Source organism: Nonomuraea longispora (genome assembly GCF_004348345.1).
In the GTDB taxonomy this organism is placed as follows: domain Bacteria; phylum Actinomycetota; class Actinomycetes; order Streptosporangiales; family Streptosporangiaceae; genus Nonomuraea; species Nonomuraea longispora.
In genome coordinates, this window is record NZ_SMJZ01000001.1 from 53,369 (window position 1) to 67,139 (window position 13,771).

General features: G+C 70.8%; 14 protein-coding genes and 1 pseudogene. 5 read left to right on the forward strand and 10 right to left on the reverse strand.

The window, feature by feature from the left end:
* Positions 1–7: 7 nt before the first annotated feature.
* The 4 genes from serS to E1267_RS00350 form a co-directional block, all read right to left on the reverse strand.
* A complete protein-coding gene (serS, locus tag E1267_RS00335) occupies positions 8–1,270 on the reverse strand; it encodes a serine--tRNA ligase (protein WP_132328417.1) in 1,263 nt (420 codons plus the stop codon).
* Positions 1,271–1,355: 85 nt separating this feature from the next.
* Positions 1,356–2,276, reverse strand: coding sequence for a prephenate dehydratase (pheA, locus tag E1267_RS00340; RefSeq protein ID WP_132328419.1), 921 nt, complete (start codon positions 2,274–2,276; stop codon positions 1,356–1,358).
* A 70-nt stretch (positions 2,277–2,346) separates the two neighbouring features.
* Positions 2,347–2,766, reverse strand: a complete 420-nt coding sequence (locus tag E1267_RS00345) for a DUF4446 family protein (protein WP_132328421.1) — start codon at positions 2,764–2,766, stop codon at positions 2,347–2,349.
* Between the two features lie 22 nt (positions 2,767–2,788).
* Positions 2,789–3,982 (reverse strand): glycosyltransferase 87 family protein, encoded by a 1,194-nt coding sequence (locus E1267_RS00350; protein WP_132328423.1) that lies wholly within the window; start codon positions 3,980–3,982, stop codon positions 2,789–2,791.
* 385 nt (positions 3,983–4,367) lie between these two features.
* On the opposite strand from E1267_RS00350, the gene E1267_RS46090 reads away from it, so the two are divergent.
* Positions 4,368–6,923, forward strand: a complete 2,556-nt coding sequence (locus E1267_RS46090) for a hypothetical protein (protein ID WP_246063300.1) — start codon at positions 4,368–4,370, stop codon at positions 6,921–6,923.
* Between the two features lie 274 nt (positions 6,924–7,197).
* Here E1267_RS46090 and mptB read toward each other — a convergent pair.
* The 3 genes and pseudogenes from mptB to E1267_RS00370 all read right to left on the reverse strand — a co-directional run.
* Positions 7,198–8,571: pseudogene (gene mptB, locus E1267_RS47590) on the reverse strand (polyprenol phosphomannose-dependent alpha 1,6 mannosyltransferase MptB); the annotation flags it as partial.
* Complete coding sequence (locus E1267_RS00365; RefSeq protein ID WP_132328425.1) at positions 8,498–9,226, reverse strand: glycosyltransferase family 2 protein; 729 nt, start codon at positions 9,224–9,226, stop codon at positions 8,498–8,500. The gene E1267_RS00365 and the pseudogene mptB, both read right to left, overlap by 74 nt.
* 30 nt (positions 9,227–9,256) lie before the next feature.
* Complete coding sequence (locus E1267_RS00370) at positions 9,257–9,604, reverse strand: STAS domain-containing protein (RefSeq protein ID WP_132328427.1); 348 nt, start codon at positions 9,602–9,604, stop codon at positions 9,257–9,259.
* 189 nt (positions 9,605–9,793) lie between these two features.
* Here E1267_RS00370 and E1267_RS00375 point away from each other — a divergent pair, with 189 nt between their 5' ends.
* On the forward strand, positions 9,794–10,198 hold the full coding sequence (locus E1267_RS00375) for a hypothetical protein (RefSeq protein WP_132328429.1): 405 nt from the start codon (positions 9,794–9,796) through the stop codon (positions 10,196–10,198).
* A gap of 78 nt (positions 10,199–10,276) precedes the next feature.
* On the opposite strand, the gene E1267_RS00380 is transcribed toward E1267_RS00375, so the two are convergent.
* Positions 10,277–11,410: a sensor histidine kinase gene (locus E1267_RS00380; protein WP_220449283.1), complete on the reverse strand. Its 1,134-nt coding sequence runs from the start codon at positions 11,408–11,410 to the stop codon at positions 10,277–10,279.
* On the reverse strand, positions 11,410–12,108 hold the full coding sequence (locus E1267_RS00385) for a response regulator transcription factor (RefSeq protein ID WP_132328431.1): 699 nt from the start codon (positions 12,106–12,108) through the stop codon (positions 11,410–11,412). Before E1267_RS00385 ends, E1267_RS00380 begins: the two co-directional genes overlap by 1 nt.
* Positions 12,109–12,202: 94 nt before the next feature.
* Here E1267_RS00385 and E1267_RS43960 point away from each other — a divergent pair, with 94 nt between their 5' ends.
* From E1267_RS43960 to E1267_RS00395, 3 genes are all read left to right on the forward strand, one after another.
* Positions 12,203–12,376, forward strand: a complete 174-nt coding sequence (locus E1267_RS43960; RefSeq protein WP_161714338.1) for a hypothetical protein — start codon at positions 12,203–12,205, stop codon at positions 12,374–12,376.
* Between the two features lie 4 nt (positions 12,377–12,380).
* Positions 12,381–12,581, forward strand: coding sequence for a DUF6412 domain-containing protein (locus tag E1267_RS00390; protein WP_132328433.1), 201 nt, complete (start codon positions 12,381–12,383; stop codon positions 12,579–12,581).
* Positions 12,582–12,665: 84 nt separating this feature from the next.
* On the forward strand, positions 12,666–13,307 hold the full coding sequence (locus E1267_RS00395) for a YidC/Oxa1 family membrane protein insertase (protein ID WP_132328435.1): 642 nt from the start codon (positions 12,666–12,668) through the stop codon (positions 13,305–13,307).
* Here the strand turns inward: E1267_RS00395 and E1267_RS00400 are convergent.
* A complete protein-coding gene (locus E1267_RS00400; RefSeq protein WP_246063302.1) occupies positions 13,291–13,728 on the reverse strand; it encodes an ATP-binding protein in 438 nt (145 codons plus the stop codon). The genes E1267_RS00395 and E1267_RS00400 overlap by 17 nt on opposite strands.
* Positions 13,729–13,771 lie beyond the last annotated feature (43 nt).

The window sequence follows — 13,771 nt, forward strand, 5'->3', positions numbered from 1 at the left end:
CGGCGGGCTATTTGGCCGGCTCCAGCACGTCGAGGCCGACGTAGGGGCGCAGCGCCTGCGGGACCACCACGGAGCCGTCGGCCTGCTGGTGGTTCTCCAGGATCGCGACGATCCAGCGGGTCGTGGCCAGCGTGCCGTTGAGCGTGGCCAGGTGTTCGGGCTTGCCGTCCTTGTCGCGATAGCGCACGGCGAGCCTGCGCGCCTGGAACTCGGTGCAGTTGGAGGTCGAGGTCAGCTCGCGGTAGCGGCCCTGGGTCGGGATCCACGCCTCGCAGTCGAACTTGCGGGCCGCCGACATGCCGAGGTCGCCCGCCGCCGTGTCGATGACGCGGTAGGGGACCTCGATCTTGGCGAGCATCTCCTTCTCCCAGCCGAGCAGGCGCCGGTGCTCCTCGGAGGCATCCTCCGGGCGCACATAGGAGAACATCTCCACCTTGTCGAACTGGTGGACCCGGATGATGCCCCTGGTGTCCTTGCCGTAGGAACCCGCCTCGCGGCGGAAGCACGACGACCAGCCCGCATAGCGCAGCGGCAGGTCGTCGGCCGCGAGAATCTCGTGCGCGTGATAGCCGGCCAGCGACACCTCGGAGGTGCCCACCAGATAGAGGTCGTCCTCGGGCAGGCGGTAGATCTCCTTGTCGTGGGCCACGTGGAAACCGGTGCCCTGCATGGTCTCCGGCTTGACCAGCACAGGAGTGATCATCGGCGTGAACCCGGCCTCGATCGCCTGCTGCATGGCCATGTTGAGCAGGCCGAGCTGCAGCCGCGCGCCGACGCCCCTCAGGAAGAAGAACCGCGAGCCGGACACCTTGGCGCCCCGCTCCATGTCGATGGCCCCGAGCGCCTCGCCCAGCTCCAGATGGTCCTTCGGCGTGAAGTCGAACGTGCGCGGCTCGCCGTGGGTCTCCAGCACGACGTAGTCGTCCTCGCCGCCCTCCGGAGCGCCCTGCTCGACGAGGTTGGGCACCGTCTGGAGCACCTCGTCGAGCTCGGCCGCCAGCTTCTCCGCCTCGGCGTCGGCGGCCCTGACCTGGCTCGCGAGGTTCTTGGCCCGCTGGAGCAGCGCGGCCTTCTCCTCGCCCTGCGCCTTGGACACCGACTTGCCCATACTCTTCTGCTCGGCGCGCATGGACTCGAACGCGGTCAGCGCGGACCGCCGGCGTTCGTCCAGGTCGAGCAGCGTGTCGACGACGGAGTCGTCCTCACCGCGGGCACGCTGCGACGCCCGTAGCCGGTCGGGATCCTCACGAAGGGTACGCAGGTCAATCACAAGGAAAGGCTACCGGCGCCGGACAGCGGCCCGCCCCTCCATTTCCCCGAGTCGCCACACGACCCGCGTACCGGGTGGTCGGTGATCAGACCTGGCCGGCGCGGACCCGCGCCAGCCACTCGGCCGCCTCGCCGAACGCGTCGTCGGACGTGCCGCGCCTGATCCGCGTCGTCACCCCGTCGGCCCGCGGATAGCTGCCCAGGAACCGCACCTCGCCGCAGACCCGGTGCAGCCCCGCGATCGCCTCGCCCACGCGGGCGTCGGTGATGTGCCCCTCGAAGTCGAAGTGGAAGAAGTAGCGGCCGATGCCGTCGCCGGTCGGCCGCGACTCGATGCGCGTCAGGTTGACCCCGCGCACCGAGAACTCCGTCAGCATCTCCAGCAGCGCGCCCGGGTGGTCGTCGGCGAGGAAGACGACCAGCGTGGTGCGGTCGGAACCGGTCGGTTCGGGCAGCGGCTGAGGAGGGCCCACCCGGACGAACCTGGTCACCGTGTCGGACCTGTCGCCGATGTCGGCGGCCAACTCGACCAGCCCGTAGTGCTCGCCCGCGATCCGGGCGGCGATGGCCGCGTCGTACGGAGACCCGGGTAGCGACACCTCCTGGGCCGCGGCCGCCGTCGAAGGGGCGGCCACCACGACGGCGTCGGGCAGCTCGCGGGAGATGAAGGCGCGGCACTGGGTGATGGCGGCGGGATGCGTGTAGACCCGCTTGACGTGGACGATCTCGGTGTCGGGCCGGGCCAGCAGCGAGAACTGCACGGGCAGCAGCAACTCGGCCGTGATGAGCAGCGGCTCGCCCCAGGCGAACTCGTCGAGCGTCGTGGTGATGGCGCCCTCGATCGAGTTCTCCAGCGGCACGACGGCGCCGTCGGCATCGCCCGCGCGGGCGGCGTTGAGCGCGGCGCTCACGTTGGCGCAGGGCAGGCGCTCGGCGGTGGGGTCGAGCAGCCGCAGGGCCTCTTCGGTGAAGGTGCCTTCGGGGCCGAGATAGGCGAGTCTGGGCATGGGTCCAGAGTATCCGCAGGTGGACAGCGCATGGTGACCATTCCGGCGAGCGCGTGAGCCGCGGGCCGCTCTACGCGGGCCGGGAAACCCGTGGCGTGACCGACGGACCCAGCCCCAGCCTGGCCGCCCTGACAGCCTCCTCCTCTTCCGGCGACAGCTGCTGCTCGCCCTTCCCGCCGACCACGGACCGCACGTACGTACGCGTCTCGCTGCGCCCGTTGATCGAGGTCAGCACGATGCCGTCGCCCAGCGCATTGATCATCGCCACCGAGAACGACAACCGCCCGGTCATCTCCGCGAGGGCGTCGTACCGGCAGACGGCCACGTCCCTGATCGCCCTGAGATCGCACACGCTCTCGTGCGTGCGCCGGGCGAGCATCCGCCGGCAGTCCTCCACCGTGGCCTGCGCCCGGCGCAGGGCCAGACAGCCGATGAGCACGCCGCTGGCCCCTGCCAGAACGCCCGCGAAGACCCATGCTGTAATGAGCACGACACCGAGGGTATTCGCTGGGTCAGGCGAGCATCCGGCGTTTCGGCACCCAGGACGCCAGCAACCACACCAGGGCCAGCGCTCCCAGCCCGAACCCGTTCTGGACGATCTTCCCGAGCACCAGGCTGACCCCTGGGATGTCGGCCGCCTTCAGCGAGACACCCCACCACGGGACGGGCACCACGTAGTACAGCCACACCCCGGCCGCCACCCGCAGCCTGACCGGGTCACGGCCGTCGCCGACGATCGCACCGAGCACCACGACCACGTACGCGAGGTGGTGGATCCAGGCGACCGGCGAGAGCAGCACGGCCATCAGCCCGACGAGCGCGACCGCCGTGACGGTGTCTCCCGCCTGGTAGGCGTCCTTCGCGCCGCGGAACCCGTACCAGCCGACCGCGATCACGATCGCCAGCCAGATCGCCGACGTCAGCAGGTCGGGCATGTACAGCCGGATCAGCATGCCGCGGATCGACTGGTTGGTGGTGGCCGCGTTCGCGCCGAGGCGTTCGGGATCGAGCAGCGCCGAGAACCAGAAGTCGGCCGCGTCCTGCGGGATCACCGCGAACGGCAGCAACGTGAGCACCGCCGCCGCGAACGACGCCATGAAAAACGTCCGCCACTGCCTGGTGACCAGCAGGTAGATGAGGAAGACGCCGGGCGTCAGCTTCACCGCCGTCGCGAGCCCGATCAGGAACCCGCGCGGCCACCACGGCCTCCTGGCCACGCAGTCCGCCAGGCACAGGGCGACCAGCAGGATGTCGACCTGCCCGAACCGCACCTGATCCCTGATGGGCATCACGTACGCGCAGGCCACCATGAACAGGCCGAACACCCACGGCAGGTATTTCCGCCACGTGCCCAGGGCGTCCCTGAACGCGTAGCCGACGGTCACGGCCAGCGCCACGAAGATCCCGGCCGTCCACACCCACTGCGCCACGCCCCAGGGCATCCCGGCCAGCCCGGCCGCCAGCATCGCCGCGACCGGCGGATAGGTGAACGGCAGCAACTGCGGCGCGGGCGTGAAGTAGTCGTACACCGGCCGGCCATCGAGGAGCATCTGCCCCCCGGTGCGGTAGACGTCCAGGTCGACCAGGCGCTGGTCGTCAGGATTGGTGAGCCACGTGTGCACCAGCGGGGTCACGGCCGCCGCGACCACGAGCACCACGACCGCCCAGGCCCACCACTGCCGCCTGCTCGCCGGGCCGTCGGTCATCGCACCTTCTCCCCCGGCCTGTCGCCCGCGCCGCGGGGCGCCCTCAGCGCTTCCCCCGCGCGCAGGCGTGGTCACCGGCTCGGGTGACGGGCCGGTCGCGGACGCTTCGGGTTCGGGACTCGATGTGGTCAAGGGTCAACGGAGGGTCGCTCGCCGCACGACCGGAACCTGCCCTGCCTTCTTGGGCAGGCACGTACGTACGGACCTCATGACCGAGCAGCGTACCGTGCCCGGCACGCCCCACCCGCCGCCGGTTCGCCCAGGGTGGGTACGTCCGTTCGCCGTCCTGGCGGCGTACGGGCCGACGCACGACCCTAGGGGGTCTGCGCCCAGCATCTACGATCGAACGCACATCCTTGCCCGACGAACGCTGGAGTTCCCGCACATGCCCAACGACGCCGACGCCAGGCCGGACCCGTACGACGGCCGGCACGAGTCACGCGGCCGGCGACGTGTGCGACCAGGACGTCCGTTCCACCGCGTGATGACGTTGCTGCTGGGCACCACCCTGGCCGCGTCCATCACCCCCGCGACGGCGCACGCGCAGACCACGCAGACGACGCACACGAGGACGGCACAGGCGGTCCAGGCGACGCGCGCGGAGACCACCCACACCGCGAGCACGGAAGCGACGCGGACGGCACACACGGGAAGGGCGGGGGCGTGGGAGGTCAAGGGACGGGTGGCCGTGGTCGGCGTGCCCGGCCTCGAGTGGAGCGACGTCGACCGGTCACGGACGCCCCACCTGTGGGATCTCGTCAGCCGAGGCTCCTCCGCCTCGCTCTCCACGCGTACGGTCCCGCCCCCTGACCGGGGCATCACCTGCCCCACGGCGGGCTGGCTGACCGTCTCCGCCGGCCAGCGAGCCGGTACGCCGGGCAAGGGCTGCTCTCCGGCACCCGGGCCCCGGCCATCAGGTCGAGGCGCCACGATTCCCGGATGGGACACGTTGAGCGCGTACCAGGGCGAGACCGGCTTCGACGCCCGGCTGGGCACGCTGGGCCGGCTCGTACGGGAGGGCGGCGGGCAGGTGGCGGCGATCGGCCCGGGAGCCGCGCTTGCCGCAGCGGACACTTCCGGAAATATCCCGACCTACGCCCCTGACCTGGGCTCCGTCACCGACCTGACCCCCTACGATCTCGTCGTCTTCGAAGCCGCCGACCTGGCGACCGCCTGGGCCTCCCGCCCCCTGGACGAGTACGGCGTTCCCACCCCGCTGCCCGCCGACGACAGGAGAACGGCGGTGGCGCGGGCCGACCGGCAGATCGGCGCCCTGATCGGCAAGCTGCCCGCCGGGACCTCCGTCCTGGTAGCGGGCATCTCCGACGTGACGCCCAACGCCCACCTCCACGTGGCCATCGCCACCGGCCCGTCAGCGCCGGGTGGCCCGCCGTTCCCGCACGGCCGCCTCACCGCGACCTCCACCCGCCAGGACTCCCTGGTCACGATCACCGACCTCACCGCCACCGTCGTACAGCTCCTCGGCCTGCCCGCGACCCGCGAGATCGTCGGCCGCCCGTGGCGATCAGGGGACGCCACCCCACTCGACCCGGCCGGCGCGGTGATGGACCTGGCCGACGCCGACCTCGCCAGCCAGGTGCTCCGCGACGTACGCGGCCCCTTCTTCACCGTCCTGGTGACGGTGCAACTCCTCTTCTACGCCCTCGCCGCCCTCGCTCTCCGCCGCCGCTCCAGGAACGGCGCGAACCGCACCACCCGCCCCGAACCAGACCAGAACCACCCGCCACAAGCCGCCGCTGCCCCGCCGGACACCCCCGCACCCGGGTCACAGCGGGACGTCCCCACCAGGCCGGACGCGGCCTCGGACGTGCCGCCGTCGGCGGACGCCCGGACCGTGGGCCTGGCGAGCGCGTCCACGTTGCTCGTCGCCGTGCAGGCCGTCGCGGTCGTGAGCGGGGCCATTCCCGTGTCGACCTTCCTGGCTCAGCTGGTGCCGTGGTGGACGCTGCCGGTCCCGATGGTGTCGGTGATCGTGACGATCGTCGCCATCGCCGCCCTGATCACCGCCGCGGCCTTCGCGGGGCCGTGGCGTTCGCACGTGCTCGGACCGCTCACCGTGGTCGCCGCCGTCACCTCGCTGGCGCTCCTCCTCGACGTCATGACCGGCTCCACGCTCCAGGTCAATGCCGTGACCGGTTATGAGCCCGTCACCGGCGGACGGTTCTACGGCTTCAGCAACATCGCCTTCGCCGTCTACGCCACCGGCACCGTGCTCGGCCTGGCAGGGGTGGCCCAGTGGCTCCTCGGCAAGGGGGTGGCCAGGGTCGTGGTCGTCGTGACGTGCGCGGTCTATGGAGGGCTGGCGGTCTTCGCGGACGGATGGCCGTCATGGGGCGCCGACTTCGGTGGTGTGCCGGCCTTCGTGGTGGGTCTGGCCGTCTTCCTCATCCTCCTTTCGGGCAGGCGCGTATCGGCGTTGAGACTGGCGCTCGTGGGCCTGGCGGGGGCGCTGCTCGTGGGGACGCTGGCCGTGTTCGACTGGCTGCGGCCCGAGGTTCAGCGTACGCACCTGGGCGGTTTCGTCCAGCAGATCATCGACGGCCAGGCGTGGACGGTCGTCTGGCGTAAGTTCACCGCCATGGTCGGCGTCACGGTCGGCAACTGGTCACTGACCCTCCTCACCGTGGTCGCGCTGGCCTTCCTCCTCCTGGTGCTCGCCCGGCCGTCGCGCTGGGGCGCCTCCGCGCTCGGCCAGGTGTACGCCCTCGCCCCGGTGCTCAGGGCGGGCCTGTTCGGCACGCTCACGTGCGCGTTCGTCGCCTTCCTCATGAACGACTCGGGCATCGCCATCCCCTCTATGGCGTTGACGGTCGCGGTGCCGCTGACGCTGGCGGCGTGTGTGCGCGCCCTGCAGCTCGCCACGCCCACACCAGCAGCGCCACGGTCAGGGCCAGCAGCGCCCACGCGAGCTGAGGCCTGAGCACCGTCCTGAGCCACTCGAGGTCCTGTGGCTGGCCCTCCACCCTGGCGGGCAGGTAGGCCAGCGACAGGATCAGCAGGTGTGCGACCACGAAGCCGTCCAGTGCCGACGCCCCCACGAGCGCCAGCAGCCCCAGCGCCAGCCCGTCGTACCACGGCAGCACGTAGGGGGTCGCGAACACGTACGCCACCACCAGCACCATCGCCACGACGGGAGCCCCCTGGACCGTCCCAGAACCGGGCTCGGTGGCCCGGGAGGGAAGGGGCGACGCGCCTGGGGTGAGGCGGAACAGGAACCAGGCGATGAGCGCGAGCACCAGGAGGGAGCCGACCTGGATCTCTCCCCGGTAGGCGCTGCCGGTGCCCACGACGGACTGCAGCCAGCCCTGCGCGAGCTTCCAGAACGAGGCGTGCGAGATCGCCTTGCTGGTGCGGGTCACCGGCTCGATCGCCGCCGTTCCGACGATCGCGTAACCGGCGACGACCACGGCGAGGGCGCACCCGGCCATGACCGCCAGACGGGCAGGTCGCCGTCGCAACTCCCAGGCCGGCCCAAGAGCGACGAGACCGGCGTTGACCTTGATCGCCACGCCGAGTCCGAGCAGGATGCCCGACCCCGCAGGACGCTCCCTCGCCAGCAGGGCCGCGACCATGCACGCGATGGCGAGGGTGTCGACGTGCATGCCCGCCACCAACTGGTAGAGCAGCAGCGGGTTGGCCGTCCACAACAACGCGGCACGCAGGCGCCTGGCCGGGTCGTGCCGGGTGAACCGGTCGATGAGCAGGCCCGTCACGATGAACGCCGCGGCGTTGAACAGGGCCAGCACGAATATCGTCAGCCGGAGCGAGTCTCCGCCCACCCAGCTCGCCACCGCCTGCAGCGCCGTCGCCACCGGGCCGTAAACGCTCGGCTCCTCCCGCCACGGTTCCTCGACGGCACCGGCGATGGGGTCGCCGGGCAGATCCGCCGCGCCGTGGGCGTAGGGGTCGAGGCCCAGCGTGACCATGCGCCCGTAGACGGCGTAGTTGAGATGGTCGCCGGAACCGGACGGGGGCAGGAACGCCAGCAGCCCCGCCGCCATGCAGCCCATGAGGACCACCGATCGCACGAGGTCAGGACGGGCGGCCGGGAGCCTGCAGGCGAGGGGCAGGGCGAGCAGGAGACCGAGGCCGCCGAGGACGAGGGCGGCGGCGGCCAGGACGATCGTGAGATGCGGATCCGGCCGGACGTCGAGGGAGTAGGGCGGCTGCCAGGCAGGGCCGGTCAACGCGGGGACCATCGGCGAGGGGCCGAGCAGTCCGATGGTGAGCGTCAGCAGGATCGAGGCGCCGATCGCCGCCGCGGCCGCCCACCCGAGCCGGCCTCGTGCCTTGTCGTGCCGCGATTGCGAAGTCACCGGAAGATTCCAGCACACTCGCAAGGTGGCTCCGGACGGACGCCGGTGGGCTGTGGACAACCGCGTCCGGGGCCGCTCCCTTGTGGACGATTGTGGACGACGCCGGGGGTGTTCTCGCGTCCGAGACCGGACACCTCGGCGGCAAACGAACCGGCACGCTTTCACGTACGGGAGATGGTCAGCGTTTGGGGCGGAGTTTGTCCAGATTTTGCCTGACAAGTGGCTCCCGCGTGGCCAATGCGCGCGCCACATCGCGAAGCTGGACCGCCCGATGGAGTTGTGCCCGCCAGTCGGTGCCCGTGGCGCGGTGTGCCATGTCGACCTCGACCTCGGTGACCCGGAACCCCTTGCGCAGCAGATCGATCGTCAGCGCCGTCTCCACGCCGAACCCGTGCGCCAGCGGCCTGGCCGCCTCGAACGCGGCTCTGGTGAGGCAGCGCTGGCCGTTGAGCGGCTGGGCGGGCTCGAAGCCGGTGGCGCGGCGGATGCCCTCTTTGGACAGGCGGACGACTAAGCCGTGGCCGCCGAGCCGCACCCGGGTGGCGAACACGGCGATCGTCATGTCCACCTCGCCGGCGCGTACGGGCTCGATGAGCGGCGCGGCGGCCTGGGCTGTGTCGCCCAGGTCGGCGTCGAGGAAGAGGAGATGGCGGGGAGCGGCGTCCTCGTCGAGGAGGCGTACGGACTCCGCGCCCGTCTCCATGGCGGCGGCCTTGCCCTTGTTGCGGCTGTGACGCACCACCCGGGCTCCCGCCGCGCGGGCGACCCTGCCGGTCCGGTCGGACGAGCCGTCGTCGACGACCACGACGAGGTCGACGCCGGGCAGCGCCATGGCCGCCCTGACGGTGGCCGCGATGCGGTCCGCCTCGTTGGCGGCCGGGATGACGGCCGCCGTGTCACCGCCCATGGGACGTCACCTCCGGACCCGCGGCATCCGTCATGATCCCTCTGCTATGAGGAACTCCTGCGGCACCTCGTCGTACACGGTGAACACCGAGTCGAGGCCCGTGACCTGCAGGATCTTGCGTACGGCGGGGCGCGGCGCGGCCACGTCGAGCGCCCCGCCCTGCTCTTTCATGCGCTTGAGTGCCGAGAGCAGCACGTTCATCCCCGTGGAGTCGCAGAAATCCACGGCGGACATGTCGATGACCACCCGGCTTGGCCCCTCCTGCAGCAGCCGAGTGAACTCGGATTGCAGGTGGGGCGCCGTGTACAGGTCGATTTCTCCGGTGATGGCGACGAGCGCGCACCCGGCCTGTGATCGAGTCGAGACCTTGAGCTCCACATGGGCAGGCTAGCGGCGCGGAGGCTTCCGGTCACGTTGTCACGCCGATAGGGCAACCACAGGTTTTTGTCCTCCGTTTGGGCTTCATGGAAACGGAGAGTACGCGAAGCTTGACAGCGTGACATCGGAACTGGCAACCGCGTCATGGCGAAGGAGGGGCTGGGGCACGTCTGTCGGGCCCCCGGATCGATGAACGCAGACAAATCTGAAGATCCTCAGCGTCAGGGGCTCCGCGAACGGCTGGAGACCATCCTCATCCGCACAGAGAAGGCCACCTCATGGGATGACGAAGCAGGGCGCCTCCGCGGCCTGGTGAACCACGAAGGCTATGTCCCCATCCGCACCCGGCTCGCGGTCGAGGACCTCGACTTCCTCGCCGACGCGCGGGCCGACCTGCTCAGGTTCTCGGAGCTCGGGCTCCGGCTGCTGGACCTCCACCAGCCGAGGGACGCGGGAGGCATCACGAGTGACACGGCGCATCCCATCCTGCGGTGCAGAAGTTGCATGTGGCGCTGGCCCTGCCCGACATTTCGGGCGATGTCGGAGTCGTTCGGGCTCCCACGCTCCGACGTCGACCTCCCGGAGAGCGCCTGAATGTCCGGACGCGGCCTGACCGTGCGAACGGGGACCGCCCGGGCGTCCGGCCAGGAAGCGCCCGCGCACCCCGAGAGGTCACCCGGCGACGAGGGGCAGCCGGATCTCGAACCGGCACCCCGGCCCGTCGTTGACCACCTCGATCCTTCCGTCGTGCGCCTCCACGATCCCCTGCGCGATGGCCAGCCCGAGCCCCGCCCCTCCGTCGGCCGTGGGGGTGCGCGCGGCCTCACCCCGGAACGCCACCTCGAACAACCGGGGCAGATCCTCCTCGGGGATGCCTCCGCAGCAGTCGGTCACCGACAGGCAGGCCATGCCCGTGTCGTCCACGCGTGCCCTCAGCACCACGGTCCGGTCGGACGGCGTGTGCCGGATGGCGTTGACCACCAGGTTGCCGAGGGCCCGTCCCAGAGCCCCGGCGTCGGCCTCCACGGGCACGACGTCCGCCGCCTCGGCCGTGAGCACCACGCCCTTGGCGCGGGCCAGCGGCTCGGCACCGGCCAGGGTGTCGGCGACGAGGTCGGCGAGCCCGATCCTGGCCCGTGACAGCCGCAGGGCGCCCGCGTGGATGCGTGACAGCTCGAACAGGTCGTCCACCATCGCCGAGAGCCGCTCGACCTCCTGCTTGATCTGCCCGTGGTAGCGGGCGACCGTCTCGGGGTCGGAGACCACGCCGTCCTCCAGCGCCTCGGCCATGGCCCGCATCCCGGCCAGCGGCGTACGCAGGTCGTGGCTCACCCACGCCACCAGTTCCCGCCGCGCCCCTTCGAGCGCCCGTTCGCGCGCGTACGCCTCCTCCAGGGTGTTGGCGATCGTCTGGAGCTCGGCGGGCAGCCCCTTGGGCGCCACGAACGGCGGCTCGCGTACGGCGGCCACCAGCCGTCTGCTCTCCCCGACCACCCGCTTGGCCAGCACGAACGCGACCCCGAGCCCCACGAGCCCGCCCACGGTCACCACGCTCAGCACGAAGTCCTTCACCGCCCCCGCGATGATCATCCTCATGATGATCGCCACGACGCCCGCCAGCGTGGCCGCCACGGCGACGACCACGACCACGGCCAGCATCACGCCGATCGACCGGGTGCGCAGCCGCCACATCACCGCGACGCCGGCGAAGGCGATCAGCAGCCCGAGCCCGGCGGTGACCGCGACGACCATGGCCAGTTCGCCGACGGCCACCGCCGGCTGGGTCAGGGCGGGCACCGGAGCCATCAGGAGCCGTCTTCCAAGGGTTCGTACCGGTATCCGACCCCCCACACGGTCACGATCCTGCGCGGCCTGGTGGGGTCGGGTTCGATCTTCTCGCGCAGCCGCCGCACGTGCACGGTCACGGTGGAGGAGTCGCCGAACGACCATTCCCACACCTGGTTGAGCAGCGCGGACCGGCTGAACGCCTGGCGAGGGTTGCGCATCAGGTGGGCCAGCAGGTCGAACTCCCGCGCCGTCAGCATGACCTCCTCGTCCTCCAGCCGCACCTCGTGGGCGCCCACGTCGACCACCAGGCCGGCGTCGCGGAGCACACCGGTGCCGCCCGTGACGGAGGCGCCGCGGGCGCGGCGCAGCACCGACTGGACGCGCAGGGCCAGCTCGCGGGGGCTGAACGGCTTGGTCACGTAGTCGTCGGCGCCGGTCTCGAGCCCGACCACCCGGTCGATCTCCTCGCCGAGCGCGGTCAGCATGATCACGGGTACGGGCCAGCGTTCCCTGAGCTTCCTGCACACCTGCAGCCCGTCGATCTTGGGCAGCATCAGGTCGAGCACCATCAGGTCCGGCGGGTGCGCCAGCGCCCTGCGCAGCGCTTCGACGCCGTCGCCGACGCATTCGACCTCGTGCCCGTCGCGCTCCAGATAGCGGGCAACGACCTCGGAGACGGTCGGATCGTCGTCGACCACCAGGATGCGGCTGTTCACCACTTCACGGTACGGCCCGACTCCGCCAAGACGGCAAGGACGTCATTACTTCGTAAGCGTCGCGGATCATGCCATGAGGACGTACGGTTGTTCCATGGGTAGAGTCGTGATGCTGGTTCTCGGGACCTTGCTGGGTCTCTTCGTGTTGTTCAACTTCCTCCTGCCGATGGTGCTGGGGCTGCTCAAGGTCGCCCTGATCATCGGTGTGGTCGCTCTGCTCGTCTTCGTCGTGGTCACGGTGATGGGCAAGTCCTCAAGGTCGCATTGAGCCGGTGACGCAGTTCCTGTTCGACCCGTGGCTGGTGGGGATCACCCTGGTGGCGGTCCTGCTGCTGGTCACGTGGGCGGCCACGTTGCTGCCCGCCTTCGGCGGCGAGCCGCGGCGTTTCCCGCTGACCTACGCGCGCCGTACGGCGTTCCAGCGTCTGCGCGATCCTGACGCGGCCGGGCGTCCGCGTCCACGCGCGCCCTAGGCATGCCCCGCTTCCTTCCAAGCGGGGCTCTTCAGGCTTGAGCCGGGTGAGCCCTTCCTCCCTTCATCGAAGAAGACAGGGCTCATGATCGATTCACTTGTCACGTTCGTCATCACCGTGTCCGGTGGGCATGCCGCGCTCGGCATCGTGCTCTTCACGCTGGCCGTACGACTCCTGCTGCTGCCGCTCAACGTGCGCCAGGCGCGCACCACCAGGATCAAGGAGAGGCTCGCGCCCAGCCTGCGCGCGCTGCAGAAGCGCCACCAGCGCAATCCCGAGCGGCTGGCGAAGGAGGTCTCCGCCCTCTACGCCAAGGAGGGCACCTCGCCGTTCGCCGGGATCATGCCGATGCTGGCACAACTTCCGTTCCTGTGGCTGATGTACCGGGTGGCCACGCATCCGACCGCGCTGGCCGGTCATGACCTGTTCGGGGCTCCGCTGGGGCAGCAGGTGGCGGGCGTGATCGCGCATTACGGTCTGGCCAGCACCCCGGTTTTGGTCTTCATCTTGGTCATCGTGCTGGTCGCGGCCGTTGCGTGGCTCTCGGCCCGGCAGATCAAGATCACGGAGGAGCAGCCCGAGCTGATGAGGAAGATCATGCCGCTGCTGCCGTACGGCTCCGTGCTCGCCGCGCTGGTGCTGCCACTGGCGGCCGGGATCTATCTGCTCGTCTCCACGGCGTGGGCCGTGAGCGAGCGGGCCGTGCTCGCTAGCCGGCCTCTCTGAGCGTCGCCACCTGCCCGTTCACCGAACCGGTGCCGTGGGGGGCGGGCAGGATGGCCCACACGGTCGTGGTGTCGCCCTCGTGCCGGACGCCCCAGCTTTCCGCCACATATTCGACGATGCCGAGCCCTCGGCCGCCGAGTGAGGACAGAGTCGGGCGGCCGGCGCGTGGCTCCGTCGCCGCCCCTCCGTCGCTCACCGCCACCTCGATGTGATCCTCGTTACGCAACCACGCGACCCGCACCATGCCGGAAGGAAGCGGATGCGCGTGCCGGAGCGCGTTGCTCAGCAGTTCGCTCACCACGAGCACCGCGTCGTCGATCGCCGCGGAGAAGACCCCACAGTCCCGCAGGTCAGTGCTCAGACGCTGGCGGGCGACGGCGACGCTGGACGGCGCGTACGGCAGCAGCACCACGCTTGACACACCCACCTCCCCGTTCCCTGTGCCCCCCGCGGGAACACTCCCC